Below are 18,093 nucleotides of genomic sequence, written 5' to 3' on the forward strand. Positions count from 1 at the left end.
CGAGCCCCGCGCCGTGCCGCTGTCCACACCGTCCACCACGACTGCTAACACGCATGCACAGGCGCGATCGCGTGGAATTGAACGGCATTTGCGGGCTCCTGCCACGGCGGTTCTCCACAGGCCCCGACGCCCGGAATCCACCTGCTACGTTTCCTCCCCCGCCGCCGCGGCGCCACCCGCCGCCGACGGCTCCTCGCCCACTTTCGCAACGTCGCTCCCAAGGAGCCGATCACCGCTGCCGTGACGCCGGACCCGCCGCACCCCACCTGGACCCGCCTGCAGGCGGAGCTGCGCCAACGGGTTCCGGAGTCGACCTTCGACGTCTGGCTGGCTCCGCTGCGCTGCGGCGGGGTCGACGGCGCGTCGGTCGTGGTCCTCGCGCCGTCGGAGGTCCACAACTGGGTGGAGCAGCGGTTCGCCTCGGTGCTGCGGGACGCCGCGCGCGCGGTGCTCGGCCCGAGCGCGACGGTCGCGCTGCGCGCGGCGGGCGACCAGACCGCCGCCGGCGATGGCGCCCACCCGGGCCCGGGCGCGACCCGCGGCGCCGCGCCCGCCGTCCCCGCCGACGACCCCCGCGCCGCACTCTTCGCCGACACCGAGGCCTCGCCGCTGAACCCGAAGTTCACCTTCGAGCAGTTCGTCATCGGCGACGCCAACCGCTTCGCCCACGCCGCCGCGCTGGCCGTCGCCGAGAACCCGGGCAACGCCTACAACCCGCTGTTCGTCGTCGGCCCGCCCGGCGTCGGCAAGACCCACCTGCTGCACTCGATCGGCAACTACGTCCGCGCCTACGGCGGCGGCCTCACCGTCCGCTACACGACGGTCGAGCGCTTCACCAACGAGTTCCTGGAGGCCTTGAAGACGCGCGACGTCGACGCCTTCAAGCACCGCTACCGCCGCAACGACGTCCTGCTCATCGACGACGTGCAGTTCCTCGAGTCCAAGGTCAAGACCGAGGAGGAGTTCTTCCACACCTTCAACGCGCTGCACGAGACCGGCAGCCAGCTCGTGCTGACCTCCGACCGCCCGCCGCGCGACATCGAGAAGCTCGACGAGCGCCTGCGCCAGCGGTTCGGCAGCGGCCTGGTCGTCGACATCCGCCAACCCGACCCGGCGACGCGCGTGACCGTCCTGCGCAAGCGGGCGCACCACGACGGGATCGACGTCGGCGACGACGGCGTCCTGGAGCTGATCGCCGAGCGCGTCACCGACAACGTCCGCGGCCTCGAGGCGGCGCTGATCCGCGTCGTGGCCTACGCGTCGCTGACCGGCCGCGCGATCGACCGCGCGCTGGCCGACGACGTCCTGACCCAGCTCTACGGGCGCGCGGCCGCCCGGGCCGCCGCCGGGCCGCCGACCGTGGAGCGCATCCAGGAGCTGGTCGCCGAGACCTTCGACGTCACCCGCGAGGAGCTGCTGGGCGCGGGCCGCACGGCGCGCGTCGCCTGGCCGCGGCAGGTCGCGATGTACCTCGCGCGCGAGCACACGCACGAGACGCTGCCGGCGATCGGGCGGCATTTCGGCGGTCGCGACCACTCGACCGTCCTCCACGCGTGCAAACGTGCCGCGGACCGGATCGGCACCGACCCCGACGCCTTCGACGCGGTGGCCTCGATCACCGCGCGGTTGACCGAGCCTGCGGTTTGACCGGCGGTGTTGACAGACTCCGTCGGCTGCTGTGCGCGAAAACCCCGCAACATCCGGTCGTCTCGGCGGCTGTCCACAAGTCAACAGCCCCTATGACTCCTGATTCTCTTCTCTTGAGGTCTTCATCGTGAAGCTTTCAGCCGCGAGCGCCGACTTGCTCGCCCAGTTGCAGTCCGTCTCCCGCGTCGCCTCGACGCGCTCCGCCGTCCAGGCGTTGTCCGGCGTGCAGCTCGCCGTGACGTCCGCCGGCGTCGAGCTGCGCGCGACCGACATGGAGATCGCCCTCCGCGTCCCGCTGACCGCCGAGGTCGAGCGCGAGGGCACGGTCGTCCTGCCCGCGCGCCTGCTGCTGGATGTCGCGCGCTCGCTGCCCAAGAACGCCGACCGCGTCTCGCTCGAGCTGCGCGCCGAGCAGCAGGACGTCGAGGTCGTGGCGGGCAGCGCGAAGTTCCACCTGCGCACGCTGCGCGCCGAGGACTTCCCGCCGCTGCCCGAGACCGGCGGCGACACCGTCGTCGACGTCCCCGCGCACGCGTTCGTGGAGACGATCGAGATGGTGTCCAAGTCGGCGTCGCGCGACGAGACGCGGCCGATCCTGACCGGCATCCTCGTCAGCGCCTCCGGCTCGGAGCTGCGGATGGTCGCCACCGACTCCTACCGCCTCAGCGTCAAGGAGACCGCGCTGGAGGTCCCGCTGGACCCTGGCTTCGAGGCCAACGTCCCGGCCCGCGCGCTGGACGAGCTGCGGTCGGTCGTCGCCAACACCGGCGCCGACGTCATCCGCATCGGCGTGCGCTCCAACCAGGTCGTCTTCGAGGTCGGCGGCGCGGTGCTGTCGTCGCGGCTGATCGACGGCCAGTTCCCCAACTACCGCCAGCTGATCCCGGACGGCTACGAGCACCAGCTGCGGATCAGCGGCGAGGAGCTGGGCGACGTCGTCAAGCGCATCTCGCTGATGGCCCAGAAGAACGCGCCGCTGCGGCTGGCGTTCACCGACGGCGAGCTGACGGTGTCCGCGCAGACGCCGGACGTCGGCGAGGCCTCCGAGCCGCTGCCGGTGCCGTTCGCCGGCGAGGCGTTCGAGATCGGGTTCAACCCGGAGTTCCTGCGCGACGGCCTCGACTCGGTCGGCTCCGACGACCTGATCCTGAAGCTCATCTCGCCGCTGCGGCCGGGGCTGATCGAGGGCGCGGACGAGTCCGGGTTCCTGTACCTGATCATGCCGATCCGGCTGAACGTCTGAGGTAGTTGTGGTCCAGGTCCGGCGGCTGCGCGTGCGGGACTTCCGCACCTACGCCGCGGCCGACGTGCCGGTCGGCGCGGGCCTGACGGTCTTGCACGGTCCCAACGGGGCCGGCAAGACCAACGTGTTGGAGGCCTTGTACTTCGGATGCACGGCGCGGTCGTGCCGGACGGCCAACGAGCGCGAGGTCGTGCGGTTCGACGCCCCGGCCGCGCGGGTCGAGGTCGACACGACCGACGGCGAGGGCGACCGGCACACGCTCGCGGTGGGCTTCGCGCCGGGCGAGCCGAAGCGGATCCGCGTGGACGGCGCGCCGGTCGAGCGGCTCACCGACTCGCCCGCGCGGCCGTTGGTGAGCGTCTTCCTCCCGGACCGGCTGGAGCTGGTCAAGGGCGCGCCGACCGGCAGGCGGGCGCACCTCGACCAGCTCGTCGCCGCGCTGTGGCCGTCGCGGGCGGCCAACCGGGCGCAGTACTCGCGGGCGATCGCCCAGCGCAACGCGCTGCTGTCGCGGGTGCGCTCCGGGCGCGCGAGCCCGGCCTCGCTCGACGCCTGGGACCTGGAGCTGGCGCGCTGGGGCATCGCGCTGCGCGACGACCGCGCGGCCGCGGTGGAGCGGGTCGGCGCGATGTTCCCGGCGATCGCGGGCGAGTTGGGGCTGAACGGGGCCGCCGAGCTGCGCTACCGGCCGCGCTCGCGCGCGGAGACGGCGGGCGAGCTGGCCGCCGAGCTGGCCGAGCGCCGCGCCGGCGATCTGGACCGCGGCTTCACCCAGCACGGCCCGCACCGCGACGACCTGCTGTTCCAGCGCGACGGGCGCGACCTGAAGGCCTTCGGCTCCCAGGGGGAGCAGCGCCTCGCGTTGTTGTCGCTGTTGCTGGCCGAGCGCGCGGTGTTGGCCCAGGAGCGCGGCGCCGCCCCGCTGATGCTGCTCGACGACGTGATGTCCGAGCTGGACGCCGACCGCCGCGCGCTCCTGATCGCCCGCCTGGACGATGGTGGCCAGGCGGTGCTCACGACGACCGACCTCGCGCACGTGCCGGGCGGCGAGGCCGCCGGCGTGGTGCGGCTGGCGGTGACGCCGGGCGTGGTCTCGGTGGAGGATGCGGCCGGGTCGTCGCCTCCGGCCGAGGCCTCCAGCGCGTCTCCCCCGGCGCCGACCGATCCCACCATGCTCTCGGCCGCCGAGGCCGCCTGATGCGCCGCCGCGCGCCGCGTCCGCTGTCGGCCGCGCTGGCCGGGCTGACCGATCAGCTGGCGCCGCGCACGACGCTCGGCGACGTGCAGCGGATCTGGCCGTCGATCGTCGGTCCGGTGGTCGCCAAGGAGGCCACGCCGACCACGGAGCGCGGTGGATCACTGACGATCGCGTGCCGGTCTTCGGTGTGGGCGCAGGAGCTGGATCTGATGGCGCCCGAGCTGGTCGAGCGCCTCAACGCGCAGCTCGGCGAAGGGCGCATAACCGCGCTCCGGTGCGTCGCCTCGCCGCCACGCTCGTGGGCGGCGTCCGACGCGCCGTAGTTTTGTGCGTATTTGCAGGAGTTTTATGACGCCCTGAACGGCGGTTCCACAGGGTGCTTGTGCTATCCTGTGGATAACTTCAAGTGCGCCCCGGACGGGCTCGACCGAGCCTGAGCAGCGGGGCGTTCCTGCGTCAGGAACGCAGTCTTCAATGGCGAACGAGAACGGCAGCGACAACCGCCAGGGCTCGGCCGCCTACGGAGCCCAGGACATCACCGTCCTCGAGGGCCTCGAGGCGGTCCGCAAGCGTCCCGGCATGTACATCGGGTCGACGGGCATCCGCGGACTCCACCACCTCGTCTACGAGGTCGTGGACAACTCCGTGGACGAGGCCCTGGCGGGCTTCGGCGGGCGGGTCGACGTCACGATCCACCCCGACAACTCCGTGACGGTCCGCGACGAGGGCCGCGGCATCCCCGTCGGCATCGTCGAGAAGGAGGGTCGCCCGGCCGTCGAGGTCGTGCTGACCGTCCTGCACGCGGGCGGCAAGTTCGGCGACGGCGGCGGCTATAAGGTGTCCGGCGGCCTGCACGGCGTCGGCGTCTCGGTCGTCAACGCGCTGTCGGAGACCGTCAAGGTCGAGGTCCGCGTCGACGGCTACCACTGGGTCCAGGAGTACGACCGCGGCAAGCCGCGCTACGACCTCAAGAAGGCCGAGCCGATGGCCAAGGGCGAGCCGACGGGTACGACGATCACCTATCTGCCCGACCACGACGTCTTCGAGACGCTGGACCACGAGTTCAGCGTCCTCGAGCAGCGCCTGCGCGAGACCGCCTACCTCACGCGCGGCCTGCGCATCACGCTCACCGACGAGCGCGCCGGCGGCAAGAAGGTGGAGTTCCACTTCGAGGGCGGCATCGAGGACTTCGTCTCGTACATGAACGAGAACAAGGAGCCGCTCGGCAAGAAGGTGATCTTCTTCGAGGGCGAGTCCGACGAGGGCTACGTCGAGATCGCCATGCAGTGGAACGGCTCCTACCAGGAGTCGGTGTTCTCCTTCGCCAACAACATCAACACGCACGAGGGCGGCTCGCACCTGTCGGGCTTCCGCTCGGCGCTCACGCGCACGTTGAACAAGTACGCGCGTGAGAAGGGCATCCTCAAGGAGAAGGACGACAACCTGAGCGGCGAGGACGTCCGCGAGGGGCTCACCGCCGTCATCTCCGCCAAGCTCTCCGACCCGCAGTTCGAGGGCCAGACGAAGACCAAGCTCGGCAACCCGGGCATGGAGGGCTTCGTCGCCTCGGTGGTCAACTCCAAGCTGGCGGAGTTCCTGGAGGAGAACCCCTCCGAGGGCAACGCGATCATCCGCAAGGCCGTCCAGGCCGCGCAGGCGCGCAGCGCCGCCCGGAAGGCGCGCGACCTCACGCGCCGCAAGAGCGCGCTGGAGAACTCGCCGCTGCCGGGCAAGCTCGCCGACTGCTCGGTCAAGGACCCGTCCTTGACCGAGATCTTCGTGGTCGAGGGCGACTCCGCGGGCGGCTCGGCCAAGCAGGGTCGCGACCGCAACACGCAGGCCGTCCTGCCGCTGCGCGGCAAGATCCTCAACGTGGAGAAGGCGCGGATCGACCGCGTCCTCAAGAACAACGAGATCCAGGCGCTGATCACCGCGCTGGGCACCGGCATCCGCGACGAGTTCGACATCGAGAAGGCGCGCTACCACAAGGTCGTGCTGATGACGGACGCCGACGTCGACGGCGCGCACATCCGCACGCTCGTGCTGACGCTGCTGTTCCGCGAGATGCCCGAGCTGATCGAGGCCGGCTACATCTACATCGCCAAGCCGCCGCTGTACAAGCTCAAGCAGGGTCGCAACGAGCGCTACATCGAGAAGGAGTCCGAGCTGGAGGAGGTCCTCCTCTCCGACAAGCTCGAGAAGATCCGCGTGCACGACCGCACCGGGCAGGAGTTCAAGCTCACCGAGGCGCGCTGGCAGCGCTACACGCGCCTGCTGAAGCAGTTCGAGGGCTGGTCGTCGGCGCTGCGCGCCGAGCACGGCCACGAGGCCGTCCGGTTCCTCGGCGAGGCGGGCTTGCTGGACGACCAGGCGGCGGACCTCGCCGCGGTGGTCGCGTCGCTGGAGAAGAAGGACGAGTCGCGCCCGCACGAGACGCACGTGGTCGAGCAGGGCGAGGACGTCCTGGTCATCAAGGCGGTCGAGCGCAAGACGGGCCTGGCGCAGACCCACCGCCTCGCGCGCTCGCTGTTCGACTCCAACGACTACAAGCAGTTCATCAAGGTCAACGCGCAGCTCGTCGAGCTGGCCGGCGCGCCGCCGTTCAGCGTCGCGCTCGCCGACAAGGCCGAGGAGGCCTACTCGTTCGAGGCGCTGCGCACCTCGGTCCTCGAGGTCTCGCGCCGTGGCATCAACGTCCAGCGCTTCAAGGGCCTGGGCGAGATGAACGCCGACCAGCTGCGTGAGACGACGATGGACCCGGCCACGCGGACGCTGCAGCAGGTCTCCGTAGAGGACGCCGCCGAGGCCGACCGCCTGTTCACCATGTTGATGGGCGACGTCGTCGAGCCGCGGCGTGAGTTCATCGAGCAGAACGCGCGCGCCGTCGTGAACCTCGACGTCTGATGGCGCCCACCCCGAAGCAGAACACCACCGAAGGAGTTGAGGCCTGATGGCGACCGACGTCATCGGCGGCGGCAACATCGAGCCGCGCGCCCTCGAAGACGAGATGCGGACGGCGTACCTGGACTACGCCATGTCCGTCATCGTCGGGCGCGCGCTGCCTGACGTCCGCGACGGCCTGAAGCCCGTCCACCGCCGCGTGTTGTTCTCCATGAACGAGAACGGCCTCGGCCCGACGCGCCCGTACGTCAAGTGCGCGCGCATCGTCGGCGACGTCATGGGCCTTTACCACCCCCACGGCGACTCGGCGATCTACGACACGCTCGTCCGCCTGGCGCAGGACTTCTCGATGCGCCACCCGCTGGTGGACGGCCAGGGCAACTTCGGCTCGGTCGACGACGACCCGGCTGCGGCCATGCGGTACACGGAGGCGCGGATGACGCGCCTCGCCATGGAGATGCTGCGCGACATCGACATGGACACGGTGGACTTCGTCCCCAACTACGACGGCTCCAAGCAGGAACCGGTCGTCCTCCCGTCGCGCTTCCCGAACCTGCTGGTCAACGGTGGCACGGGCATCGCGGTCGGCATGGCCACCAACATCCCGCCGCACAACCTCAAGGAGGTGATCGACGCGACGGTCGCCTTCATCGACGACCCGCAGATCGACCTCGACGGGTTGATGAAGCACATGAAGGGCCCGGACTTCCCGACGGGCGGGATCATCATGGGCACCGCGGGCATCCGCGACGCCTACGAGACCGGCCGCGGCCGCGTGCGCGTGCGCGCCAAGGCGCACATCGAGGAGATCCACCAGGGCAAGGAGGCGATCATCGTCACCGAGCTGCCCTACGCGGTGAAGAAGGGCGGCGACACCGGCCTCATCACCAAGATCGCCGAGCTGGTGCGCGAGAAGAAGATCCCCGAGATCTCCGACCTGCGCGACGAGACCGATCGGCGCGGCATGCGCCTGGTGATCGAGCTCAAGCGCGCGGTCAACCCCAAGGTGGTGCTGAACAAGCTCTACAAGCACACGCCGATGCAGTCGACGTTCGGGGTCAACATGGTGGCCCTGGTCGACGGTGTGCCGCGCACGCTCGCGCTGCGCGAGGTGCTGGGCGCCTACATCGCCCACCAGCGCGAGGTCGTGGTCCGCCGCGCGAAGTACGAGCTGGCGCAGAAGGAAGCCCGCGCGCACGTGTTGGAGGGCTTGCTGATCGCCCTCGACAACCTGGACGCGGTCATCGAGGTCATCCGCCGGTCGGCCAACCGCGAGGCCGCCCGCGAGGAGCTGGTCGCGCAGTTCAAGCTGTCGCAGATCCAGGCGTCGGCGATCCTCGACCTGCGCCTGTCGCAGCTGACCGCGCTCGAGAGCGACGCGATCAAGCAGGAGCACGCCGACGTCATGGAGCGCATCAGCGAGCTGCGCACGCTGCTCGGCGACGAGGCCAACGTCCTGGCGCTGATCAAGGAGGAGATGCTGGACATCTCCGAGCGCTTCCAGGACGAGCGCCGCACGACGATCGCGCCGTCGGAGGACGAGCTCGACATCGAGGACCTGATCGCCGACCAGCAGATGGTCATCACGATCACGAAGTCCGGCTACATCAAGCGCGTGCCGTTGGCGACCTACCGCCAGCAGCGTCGCGGCGGCGTCGGGATCAACGCCATGGACATGAAGGACGGTGACTACATCGAGCACCTCTTCGTCTCCTCGACGCACGACTTCCTGTTGTTCTTCACCAACCGTGGCAAGGTCTACCGGTCCAAGGTGTACGAGCTGCCGGAGGGCCAGCGGACGGCGAAGGGCCGCGCGCTGATCAACATCCTTCCGCTGCGCGAGAACGAGCGCGTGCAGTCGGTGCTCTCGACGCGCGACTTCTCCGAGTCGCCGTTCCTGGCCTTCGCGACGCGCAAGGGCGTCGTGAAGAAGACCAAGTTCCAGGCCTACAACACGCCGATCAAGGCCGACGGCATCATCGCCATCAAGATCCGCGACGACGACGAGCTGATCGCCGTGCGCCGCGTCGACGAGGGCGACGAGATCATGATGGTGTCCAAGGCGGGCCTGGCGGTCCGCTTCGAGGAGGCCGAGGCCCGCGACATGGGCCGCGACACCGGCGGCGTGCGCGGGATGAACGTGGGCGACGACGGCGAGGTCATCGCCATGGACGTCGCGCGCGACGACATGGAGCTGCTGGTCGTGACCGAGGCCGGCTACGGCAAGCGGACGAAGATCGACCAGTACCGCAAGACGTCGCGCGGAGCCAAGGGCGTGCTGACGATCAAGCTGACCGAGGCCAAGGGCGGCCTCGCCGGCGCGCTGGTCGTCCGGCCGCACCAGGAGCTGGTGTTCATCTCGCAGAACGGGCTGATCCAGCGCACGGGCGTCAAGGGCATCTCGCAGCAGGGCCGGTCGGCCACCGGCGTGCGGGTCATGAACCCGCGCGACGGCGACCAGGTGTCGGCGGTCGCGCTGATCGTCGAGTCCGAGGACGAGGAGGGCACGCCGACGCTCGACGTCGAGGGCGCCGAGGTCTCCGCGGAGGCCCAGCCCGGCGACGAGGTCGCCGCGGAGCTGACCGAGGAGGCGCTGGCCGAGGCGGAGGAGCCCGGGTCCGAGGAGGGCTCGGGCGAGTAGCTCCGAGCCGCGCGGCCGGTGCCGCGTGCTCCCTTTCAGCAGGTTTCGCGGGCCCGGCTCCCATGCCGGGCCCGCGGCGTCTCGGGGCCCGGGTGGCGGCGACGTCGTCAGCGTCGCGACGCCCCCTGCCGACAGGCATTCGAGGTCGTCGTAGACGGGTGCTACATTGCGCCGTACCAGAGAAAGGAGGTGGTCCGAATATCTAGTTCTAGTACTTGCGGGACCCTGGAGGTGGCCGGCCGCTAGATCGGTCGGGCTGGAGTAACGATCCAGCGAATCCACGCCGGGCCACCCCCTCGCGCCGATGCCGGAAGTCGTCCCTCCGGCCGCTCAGATCGTCGGTGTGAGGGCAAGTCCAGTCCAGTGGTTGCACGGAGGGCGTCGCGAAAGCGGCGTCCTTCGTCGTTTAAGGGGGCTCGGGCCGGTGCGGTGGGTTGGGGTTCGGTGCGGCGGGCGGGCGGGCGGGCGGGCGGGCGGGTTCGGGTGCGGGCCGGGAGTGGTGGGTCGGCGAGGCTGATGACACCGTCTTCCCCGGCGCCCGCTCGCGCTTGCGTGGCGGTGGCGCGGGTGGGGTGGGTTGGTATCGCTGGCGCGGGGGCGCGGGCGTTGGTGGCATCGGAGTCGCGCTTTGTCGCGGGCGCCGGAGGAAGAGGTGTCACATCCTCGCTTCGCCGGCAGAAGGCGCAGGGACGGTGGCGCGTCGGCCGTCGTGTGTCGTGCCTCGTGCCTCGTGCCTCGTGCCTCGTGCCTCGTGCGTGGAGCGTGGAGCGCCGGGCGTCGTCCGTCGGGCGTCATGCGTCGAGCGTCGAGCGTCCGTTCTCCGCGGCGTGTTCCGAGCGGTGGCGGCGGCGCCGCGGGGTGGCTAGGCGGCTTCGGGCAGCCACTGTCGCCAGGCTGCCGGGATGGTTGGCGTGGCGACGTGGATGAAGACGTGGGGCTGGGGCATCGAGGGTGTCCGACGTGGGTGCATGTTCGCCTTGTCGGGCAGGTGGTCGGCCTTGCGGCGGTTGCAGGGGGCGCAGGAGGCGACGATGTTGTCCCAGGTCGACTCGCCGCCCTTGGAGCGTGGGATGACGTGGTCGACGGTGAGGTTGGACCGGGACCCGCAGTACTGACAGGTCCAGTTGTCCCGGGCGAAGACCGCGCGGCGGGTGATCTTGCGGCGGTGAGTGTCGCGCGGGACCACGATGTAGGTCATCAGCCGGATCACGACCGGTCGCGACATCGTGGCGCGCTCGGAGCGCAGCTCCCACGTCGCGTGGTCGACGACCTCGGCCTTGGACTTCAACAGCAGGACGACAGCGCGTCGGACCGTGCAGACGTTGATCGGCTCGTAGGACGCGTTGAGCACGAGCACCCGACCACCGTCACGTCCACGTCGCCGGTGCTCGTCGGGCGACGTGGACCGCGTCATGTGTGGTGGTACGAGCTGGGAGGTCGTCATAAGCCGGGGCTCCGTGGCGGAACGGTAGCACCCGAACAGACGGAATCAGCCTGGTTCGAACCCAGCTGGCCCAGCCGAAGGGAACGAGCCGAGCACGCGGACCACCTCGCAATGGGCGTGCAGGCGCTCGATCGCCTCGGCGACGTTCGCGTCCGCGACGCTGCCCTCGAGGTCGGTGAGGAACAGGTAGTGCCCCAACTGCCGCTTGAGCGGGCGCGACTCGATCCGGTTCAGGTTGATCCCGCGGCCGGCGAACTCGTCGAGACACCGCACCAGCCAGCCCGGCGACGCGTCGCCCGCGCCGTGGAAGACGATCGACGTCTTCGCCGGGCGATCCGGGCGCGGCGCGAACGGCGCGGTGCCGCGCGCGGCGACCCAGACGAAGCGCGTCTGGTTGCCGTGCTCGTCCTCGATCCCCGCGGCGAGCACGTCGCACTCATACAGCTCGGCGGCGGTCGTCGTGCCGATTGCGGCGAGGCGCTCGTTCGACGTCGCGGCGGTCCGGACGGCCTCGGCCGTCGAGGTCGCGGCGATGATCCGCCGGCCGGGCAGGTGCTCGGCGATGAAGCGCCGGCACTGCGCCAGCGCCTGCGGATGCGAGGTGACGGCGACGACGTCGTCGAGCGTGAGCGAGCGCCGCACGGCCAGTGCGTGGGAGACCGGCAGCACCTCCTCCCCCACGATCTCGGCGTCCTCGACCTCCAGCGCCAGAGCGTCGAGCGTCGCGTTGACGCCGCCCTCGATCGAGTTCTCGATCGGCACCATCGCCGCGGCCACCTCGCCGCGCGCCGCCGCCAGGATCGTCTCGCGCTCGGTCGCGTACGGGACCGCCTCGCCGAACGCGTGGCCGGAGGCCAGCAGCGCCGCGTGCGTGAACGTCCCCGCCGGGCCGAAGTAGCCGAGCCGGACGTCGCTCATGGGAGCCTCGGCGGCTCGGGCGGCGGCTCGCCCGCGAGCGCGACGCGGACCGCCTCGATCTCCTCGGGCGACAGCGGGTACTCAGGTTCCCCGCGCACGACGTGCTTGACGTACAGCCGCGCCTGGTCGCGGTGGTGGATCGACGACAGCACCAGCCCGGACTGCTCGGCGTCCAGCAGCGCGATCGCCACCGACTGCTGGCCGGACATCTCGTTGTAGGCGTCGAACCGGACCAGCCCGCGGAACGCGATCGCCTGGTCGAGCCGGTCCTCGGCGGTGCCGACGCGGCCGTCCAGCCGCCCGGCCACCTCGCCGACGTAGGCGTGCAGCGACCGGAACTCCTGCTCGATGCGCGCGGCGTGCTCGACGAGGTCCTCGGGGTTGGCGCCGCCGAGGAGCACGCGCTGGTCGGCGCGCAGCCGGCGCAGCCGGACGAACGCGACGGACGCCACCGCCAACGCGGCCAGCGCGACGGCGCAGCCGGCGACGGCGACGATCCCCGCGGTCGAGCTATCCACGGCCCCGACGCTACTGAACGCGCCGGTCAGGCCTCGCGGCGGCGGACGCGCGGGGCCTAGTTGAACAGGATCGTGTAGCTCGACCCGTTGTTGTCGGTCTTCTGCTCGCCGCGCACCGGGGCGATGCGGACGGTCATCGTCGACGACGTGCCCTTCGGCGGCACCGACGACAGCTGGATCGGGACCGTGCCCTGCGTCCCGGCCTTGGTCTGGTTGATCGTCTTGGTCGACTCGATCGTCTTGCTGCCCGACGAGGTGACCTTGACCGTGACCTTGACGTTGCTCTCGTCGTTCTCGCCCTGGTTGGCGTAGGTCACGTTGACGGTCAGCGGCGCCTTGGCCTCGACCCGGTTGACCCCGCTCGGCTGCAGCGTCACGCCGCCGGCGGCGGTGCTCACCAGCCCGTGGCCGTGCGTGCCCGGCTTGATGTCGCCGGTCGAGTTGGGCGACGACGTGTCGGCGTTGGGGTTGAGCTTGTCGCCGACCTGGTTGGGATCCAGCCAGCCGATCGACGGCAGGAACTTGGAGGCCACGACGGTCTGGTCGCCGAGGCCGTTGTCGTCCAGCGCCTGGCGGAGCAGCGGCCGCACGCGCTGGGAGTAGACGACGTCGGAGGCCAAAAACGACTGCATCTCCCCGGCGACGCGCTGGATCGCGGTGGTCGCCGTCGGCGAGGTGCTCAGCGCCTTGGCGAGCTGGTTGCCGATCGCGGTGACGCCCGACTGGCGCAGGTTCATCACCAGCTCGAGGTTGGTCTGCGCCGACGAGACGTCGCTGGGCGCGCTCAGGCCCCGCGCGCGCTTGGCGTCGTCCTCGGCCACGACCCGCACCTGGTTGACCGCGGCGGACACGTCCTGCGTCGAGCCGCCCTTCTCCAGGATGTCGAAGAGCTGGCGCGAGACGTTGCGATCGGAGTCCTGCACGATCGACGTGACGTCGCGGTTGTAGTCCTTCAGCGCGTTCTTGTGCCGCGTGCCCGCGCAGCCGCGCGCGAGCAGGATGATGAAGATGATGATGATCGCCAGGCCCGCGAAGAGCACGAACTGACGCCGCCGCGCGACGTCGGCCGGGGGCGCGCCCGCCGTGGCGGCGGTCGAGGCGCGACGCGGGCGCGCTGGGCGGGTGACTCGGGTGGGCTCGTCGGGCTCGTCGTCGAAAAAGGACACGCCACGCTCCGGGCGGGGGCGGATGGGCCAGTATTACGTGCGCCCCGGGCAGTACACCGGGACATAACTTCGCTGCAACTTCGCCGTCGCACGCAGGGCACCTTCTTCCCGCGCGGAAGATGCAACGCGGTGGAGACCGCCGAGCATCCCACGACGACGTCCACGCGAGGCGGCGGCGGCAGCGACGTCGTCGTCCTCGACCGCTATCGCCTGGTCCGCCGGCTGGGCAGCGGCGGCTTCGGTGCGGTGTGGCTGGCGCATGACCTGAAACTGGACCGGACCGTGGCGGTCAAGCGGATCCCGGTGCCGGACGCCGACGCGGCGAAGCGGGCGCAACGGGAGGGCGTCGCCGCCGCGCGCCTGCAGCACGCGGCGATCGTCGCGCTGCACGAGGCGGGGGCCGACGAGGACCACGTCTACCTGGTGTCCGAGTACGTACGGGGCGACACCTACGCGCGGCTGCTGGAGATCGGCGCGCTCAGCGACCGCGACGTGGTCGAGATCGGCGTCGCGCTGTGCGACGCGCTCACCCACGCCCACAAGCGCGGGATCATCCACCGCGACGTCAAGCCGCTGAACGTCCTGGTCCCCGACGGCGGCGACGGCCCGCCCGCGAAGCTGACGGACTTCGGGGTGGCGCGGATCGCCGGCGACGACGCGCTCACGCGCACGGGCGACGTCGTCGGCACGCTGGCCTACATGGCGCCCGAGCAGGCCGAGGGGCGGGAGGTCGGCGAGGAGGCCGACCTGTACGCGCTCGGGCTCTGCGTCTACGAGGGCCTCAGCGGCGTCAACCCGGTCCGGGCGCGGGGCGCCGCCTCGACCGCGCGGCGCGTCGGACAGCGGCTGCCACCGCTGGGCCGCCTGCGGCGCGACCTGCCGCTGGACCTCTGCGAGGCGATCGACGTCGCGGTCTGGCCGCACGCGCAGGAACGCGGGACGATCGCCGAGCTGCGGGCGTCGCTGGCGGCCGCGCTGGCCGGCGAGGAGGTCGACGACGAGCCGGGCACGATCGCCGGCGGGCCGCTGGAGCCGCTCGCGCCGGTCGCCCCGCCGCGGCGCCACGGGCTGCCGGCACGGGCGGCGGCCGCGGCCGCCGCCGCGGCGCTCGCGGGCGCCGCGCTGCGTTGGGGGGCCGACGCGCCGCCGGTCGCGCCGCTCAGCGCGGCGCTCGGCGTGGCGATCGCGACGCTGCTGCTGCCGCGCCTGGCGTGGATCGCGACCTGCGCGGCCGTGATCGGCTGGCTGGCCGGCGAGAGCGCCGACCGCGCCTGGCTGCTGGCCGCCGCGGCGCTGCCGGTCCCGCCGCTGCTGCGCCGCGCGACGCCGGTCACCTGGTCGCTGCCCGCGGCGGCGCCCGCGCTGGGCCTGGTCACGCTCGCGGGCGGCTTCCCGGCGCTCGCGGCGCGGGCGGGACGCCTGGAGCACCGCGCCGCGCTCGGCGCGCTGGGCGCCTGGTGGCTGCTGCTCGGCGAGGCGGCGTTCGGAGAACGACTGGTCCTCGGGCCGCCGCATGACACCGGCCTGGACGCGATCGCGGCGGTCGCGACGTCGCCGGCGGTCGCGCTCGTGCCGATCTGGGCGGCGGCCGCGCTGGTCCTGCCGTACCTCGTGCGGGGGCGCCTGATCACGGTCGATCTCGTCGCCGCCGCGGTCTGGGCCGCCGCGCTGGCGGGCGGCACCCAGTACGCGCTCGGGACCGCGCCGCGCGGCCTGGTCGCCGGCGCCGTCGTGGCGGGCGCGCTGGCGCTCGCGCCCGGTCTGCGCAACCTGAGGTCCCCAGAGCGCGTTGACCTCGCGTAACCTCTGAGTCAGGCCGCTCCCCGCGGGGAACCGGCCCCTCTACACGGCATGAGCGTCCTCCGCAGCCTCGAAGAGAAGATCGCCGGCCTCGTCGAGGGGACGTTCGGCCGCGTCTTCAAGTCGGAGGTCCGGCCCGTCGAGCTGGCGCGCAAGCTCGCCAAGGAGATGGACGAGCACCGCACCGTCTCGGTCTCGCGGACCTACGTGCCCAACGAGTACGTGGTCTGGCTGAGCCCGCAGGACCGGCAGCGCTACGAGGGCGTGGAGCAGTCGGTCATCGACGAGCTCGGCGCCTACCTGCTCGAGCACGCGCGCCGCGAGCGCCTGGCGCTGGTGTCCACGCCGCAGATCGAGTTCCGCACCGACGAGCGCCTGGCGCTGGGGGAGTTCGGGATCCAGGCGCGGCTGGTCGAGCCGCACCACCCGGCCCAGCCCGAGCAGCCGGCGGCGCGCCCGGCCGACTACGGCCACACGATGGTCTACTCGACCTCCGACCGCCACCAGTCCGCGCTCAGCGAGGTCGGCGGCGGCGCGGAGAACGTCCGTCGCCGCGCGGTCGTCGTCGCCAACGGCAAGCGCCTGCGCGTCCCGCCCAACGGCGCGCTGATCGGCCGCAGCCGCGACGCCGACATCGTCCTGGACGACTCCAACGTCTCCCGCCGCCACGCCGAGATCTCGCCGTCGGGCCAGAGCTGGCTGATCCGCGACCTCGGCTCGACCAACGGCGTGCGCGTCAACGGGCGCGCCGTCGACGGCCCGCATCCGCTGGAGGACGGCGACCGGATCGAGCTGGGCACCGTCAGCGTCGGCTTCGAGGTCGAGTAGCGATGGTCGATCCCGTCTCCGTCGCGCTGAAGTTCGGCTTCCTGGCCGTCCTGTACCTGTTCCTGCTGTGGATCTCGCGCAACGCGCTGAAGGACCTGCGGCGCACGACGATCCAGACGACGTCGGCCGCCGGCTACGTCCCGCCCGCGCCCGAGGCCACCGGCATCCAGCCGCTGGCCGGCGCCGACGCCGCGCCGCCGGATCCGCGCCTGGTGGTCGAGCGCGCGCCCGGGCACGTGCCGGGCATGGAGTACGAGGTCGGCGAGGGCGCGATCCTCGGTCGCGGCGACCAGGCCGAGATCCGGCTGGAGGACCCGTTCGCCTCCTCCAGGCACGCGCGGCTGACGCGCCAGGGCGCGGTGATCGTGCTCGAGGACCTCGGCTCCACGAACGGGACCTACCTCAACGAGGAGCTCGTGGACGGTCCCCGACCGCTGCACCCCGGCGACCGCGTGCGGATCGGCGACAGCGAGTTCACCTACCTGGACCGCTGATGCTGCGCGTCGCCGACCACGCCGCCCGGACCGACACGGGCCGCGCCCGCCAAGCCAACGAGGACTCCTACTGGGTCCGCTCGCCGCTGTTCGTGCTGGCCGACGGCATGGGCGGCGCGCAGGCCGGCGAGGTCGCCTCCAAGACCGCGGTCGACGTCTTCGCCGAGCAGGGCGGGCTCCCCGACGGGCCCGGGACCTACGAGGAGCGCCTGGCCGCGCTGGTCGAGCGCGCCAACGTCCAGGTCCACGAGCGGGCGCTCTCCGACGAGCAGTTCGCCGGGATGGGCACGACGCTGACCGTCGCCTACGTCGGCGAGGACGACCTGGCGATCGCGCACGTCGGCGACTCGCGCTTCTACGTGCTGCGCGAGGGCAAGCTGTCGCAGCTGACCGACGACCACTCGCTGGTCGGCGAGCTGGTGCGCCGCGGGCAGATCTCCGCCGAGGAGGCCGAGGACCACCCGCAGCGCTCGATCATCACCCGCGCGCTGGGCATCGAGGACGAGGTCGTCGTCGACCACTTCTCCTGGCCGGTGCGCGACGGCGACGTCTTCCTGCTGTGCTCCGACGGCCTGACCGGCATGGTCCCGGACGCGCGCGTGGCCGAGATCGTCGCCGGCGCGCCCGACCTCTCCAACGCCGCCACGCGCCTGGTCGCCGCCGCCAACGAGGCGGGCGGGCGCGACAACATCACGGTGATCCTCTTCCGCGTCGAGGACGTGACGCCGGGCGACGGCGCGGTCGTCGGCGGGCCGACGTTGGCGGGCGCGACGGCGCCCAGCGCCGAGGACGTCCGCGACGCGACCGCGACGGGGCCGGCCGCCCAGCCGTCGGGAGCGCCCGCCGACCCGCGCCAGGTGGTCGGCGCGAGCGCCGGCGTCCAGCCGCGCACGCCGCGGCCGCCGCGCGCCGGAGGCCCCGGGTCCGGAGCCGCGCCGAAGCGGCGCCGCCGCTGGACCGGCCTCGCCAAGGGCTTCACGGCCCTCGCGGTCGTCCTCGTCCTGATCGCCTCCGGCGGCTGGATCGCGACGCGGTCGGTCTACTTCGTCGGCACCGACGACGACGGCTTCGTGACGCTCTACACGGGGCTGCCGTACTCGCTGCCGGGCATCAACCTGTACTCCACGGAGTTCACCAGCGGCGTTCCGGTCCAGGAGCTGTCGCCCCAGGTCCAACGCACGGTCACCGAGCACAAGCTGCGCTCGCACGACGACGCCGTCGACCTCATCCGCCAGCTCGAGCAGGGCGAGTTGGCGGGGCAGAACCCCTCCTGATGAGCGCCCGTCAAGACTTCG

General features: G+C 71.9%; 14 protein-coding genes. 10 read left to right on the forward strand and 4 right to left on the reverse strand.

All coding sequences use genetic code 11. The annotated features are described in order from the left end of the window. The first annotated feature begins 240 nt into the window (after positions 1–240). The 6 genes from dnaA (at position 241) to gyrA (ending at position 9,630) form a co-directional block, all read left to right on the forward strand. Positions 241–1,647, forward strand: coding sequence for a chromosomal replication initiator protein DnaA (gene dnaA, locus VFG42_RS18640; protein ID WP_324910277.1), 1,407 nt, complete (start codon positions 241–243; stop codon positions 1,645–1,647). 127 nt (positions 1,648–1,774) lie between these two features. Next, positions 1,775–2,890 (forward strand): DNA polymerase III subunit beta, encoded by a 1,116-nt coding sequence (gene dnaN, locus VFG42_RS18645; protein ID WP_324910278.1) that lies wholly within the window; start codon positions 1,775–1,777, stop codon positions 2,888–2,890. Positions 2,891–2,897: 7 nt separating this feature from the next. Continuing rightward, entirely contained in the window at positions 2,898–4,088 is a 1,191-nt protein-coding gene (gene recF / locus VFG42_RS18650; protein ID WP_324910279.1) for a DNA replication/repair protein RecF, read from the forward strand. Then, positions 4,088–4,411, forward strand: a complete 324-nt coding sequence (locus tag VFG42_RS18655; protein WP_324910280.1) for a DUF721 domain-containing protein — start codon at positions 4,088–4,090, stop codon at positions 4,409–4,411. Before recF ends, VFG42_RS18655 begins: the two co-directional genes overlap by 1 nt. A 151-nt stretch (positions 4,412–4,562) precedes the next feature. Next, positions 4,563–6,992 carry a DNA topoisomerase (ATP-hydrolyzing) subunit B gene (gyrB, locus tag VFG42_RS18660; RefSeq protein WP_324910281.1) on the forward strand — a complete coding sequence of 810 codons (2,430 nt, stop codon included), beginning with the start codon at positions 4,563–4,565 and terminating at the stop codon, positions 6,990–6,992. Positions 6,993–7,038: 46 nt separating this feature from the next. After that, entirely contained in the window at positions 7,039–9,630 is a 2,592-nt protein-coding gene (gene gyrA, locus VFG42_RS18665) for a DNA gyrase subunit A (RefSeq protein WP_324910282.1), read from the forward strand. 862 nt (positions 9,631–10,492) lie between these two features. Here the strand turns inward: gyrA and VFG42_RS18670 are convergent. From VFG42_RS18670 to VFG42_RS18685, 4 genes are all read right to left on the reverse strand, one after another. Beyond that, on the reverse strand, positions 10,493–10,987 hold the full coding sequence (locus tag VFG42_RS18670; protein ID WP_324910283.1) for an HNH endonuclease: 495 nt from the start codon (positions 10,985–10,987) through the stop codon (positions 10,493–10,495). 132 nt (positions 10,988–11,119) lie between these two features. Continuing rightward, entirely contained in the window at positions 11,120–11,992 is an 873-nt protein-coding gene (pheA, locus tag VFG42_RS18675) for a prephenate dehydratase (RefSeq protein WP_324910284.1), read from the reverse strand. Further along, on the reverse strand, positions 11,989–12,510 hold the full coding sequence (locus tag VFG42_RS18680) for a DUF4446 family protein (RefSeq protein ID WP_324910285.1): 522 nt from the start codon (positions 12,508–12,510) through the stop codon (positions 11,989–11,991). The genes pheA and VFG42_RS18680 overlap by 4 nt, the downstream gene beginning before the upstream one ends. A gap of 56 nt (positions 12,511–12,566) precedes the next feature. Then, the gene (locus VFG42_RS18685) at positions 12,567–13,676 is read right to left on the reverse strand and encodes a hypothetical protein (protein ID WP_324910286.1); all 1,110 of its coding nucleotides are present in this window, start codon (positions 13,674–13,676) and stop codon (positions 12,567–12,569) included. Positions 13,677–13,805: 129 nt separating this feature from the next. Between VFG42_RS18685 and VFG42_RS18690 the strand changes: the two genes are divergently transcribed. The 4 genes from VFG42_RS18690 to VFG42_RS18705 are packed head-to-tail and all read left to right on the forward strand — an operon-like array spanning position 13,806 to position 18,072. After that, positions 13,806–15,479, forward strand: coding sequence for a serine/threonine-protein kinase (locus tag VFG42_RS18690; protein WP_324910287.1), 1,674 nt, complete (start codon positions 13,806–13,808; stop codon positions 15,477–15,479). Between the two features lie 48 nt (positions 15,480–15,527). Further along, positions 15,528–16,304 carry a DUF3662 and FHA domain-containing protein gene (locus VFG42_RS18695; protein WP_324910288.1) on the forward strand — a complete coding sequence of 259 codons (777 nt, stop codon included), beginning with the start codon at positions 15,528–15,530 and terminating at the stop codon, positions 16,302–16,304. A 2-nt stretch (positions 16,305–16,306) separates the two neighbouring features. Beyond that, entirely contained in the window at positions 16,307–16,798 is a 492-nt protein-coding gene (locus VFG42_RS18700) for an FHA domain-containing protein (RefSeq protein ID WP_324910289.1), read from the forward strand. Further along, complete coding sequence (locus VFG42_RS18705; protein ID WP_324910290.1) at positions 16,798–18,072, forward strand: Stp1/IreP family PP2C-type Ser/Thr phosphatase; 1,275 nt, start codon at positions 16,798–16,800, stop codon at positions 18,070–18,072. Before VFG42_RS18700 ends, VFG42_RS18705 begins: the two co-directional genes overlap by 1 nt. Positions 18,073–18,093 lie beyond the last annotated feature (21 nt).

Source organism: Baekduia sp. (assembly GCF_035685985.1).
Classification (GTDB): Bacteria; Actinomycetota; Thermoleophilia; order Solirubrobacterales; family Solirubrobacteraceae; genus Baekduia.

Bases quoted from the DNA above. Each gene is read 5' to 3' on its own strand.
- VFG42_RS18655 (WP_324910280.1), top strand. From the start codon at position 4,088: ATGCGCCGCCGCGCGCCGCGTCCGCTGTCGGCCGCGCTGGCCGGGCTG.
- gyrB (WP_324910281.1), top strand. From the start codon at position 4,563: ATGGCGAACGAGAACGGCAGCGACAACCGCCAGGGCTCGGCCGCCTAC.
- gyrA (WP_324910282.1), top strand. From the start codon at position 7,039: ATGGCGACCGACGTCATCGGCGGCGGCAACATCGAGCCGCGCGCCCTC.
- pheA (WP_324910284.1), bottom strand. From the start codon at position 11,992: ATGAGCGACGTCCGGCTCGGCTACTTCGGCCCGGCGGGGACGTTCACG.
- VFG42_RS18695 (WP_324910288.1), top strand. From the start codon at position 15,528: ATGAGCGTCCTCCGCAGCCTCGAAGAGAAGATCGCCGGCCTCGTCGAG.
- VFG42_RS18700 (WP_324910289.1), top strand. From the start codon at position 16,307: ATGGTCGATCCCGTCTCCGTCGCGCTGAAGTTCGGCTTCCTGGCCGTC.
- VFG42_RS18705 (WP_324910290.1), top strand. From the start codon at position 16,798: ATGCTGCGCGTCGCCGACCACGCCGCCCGGACCGACACGGGCCGCGCC.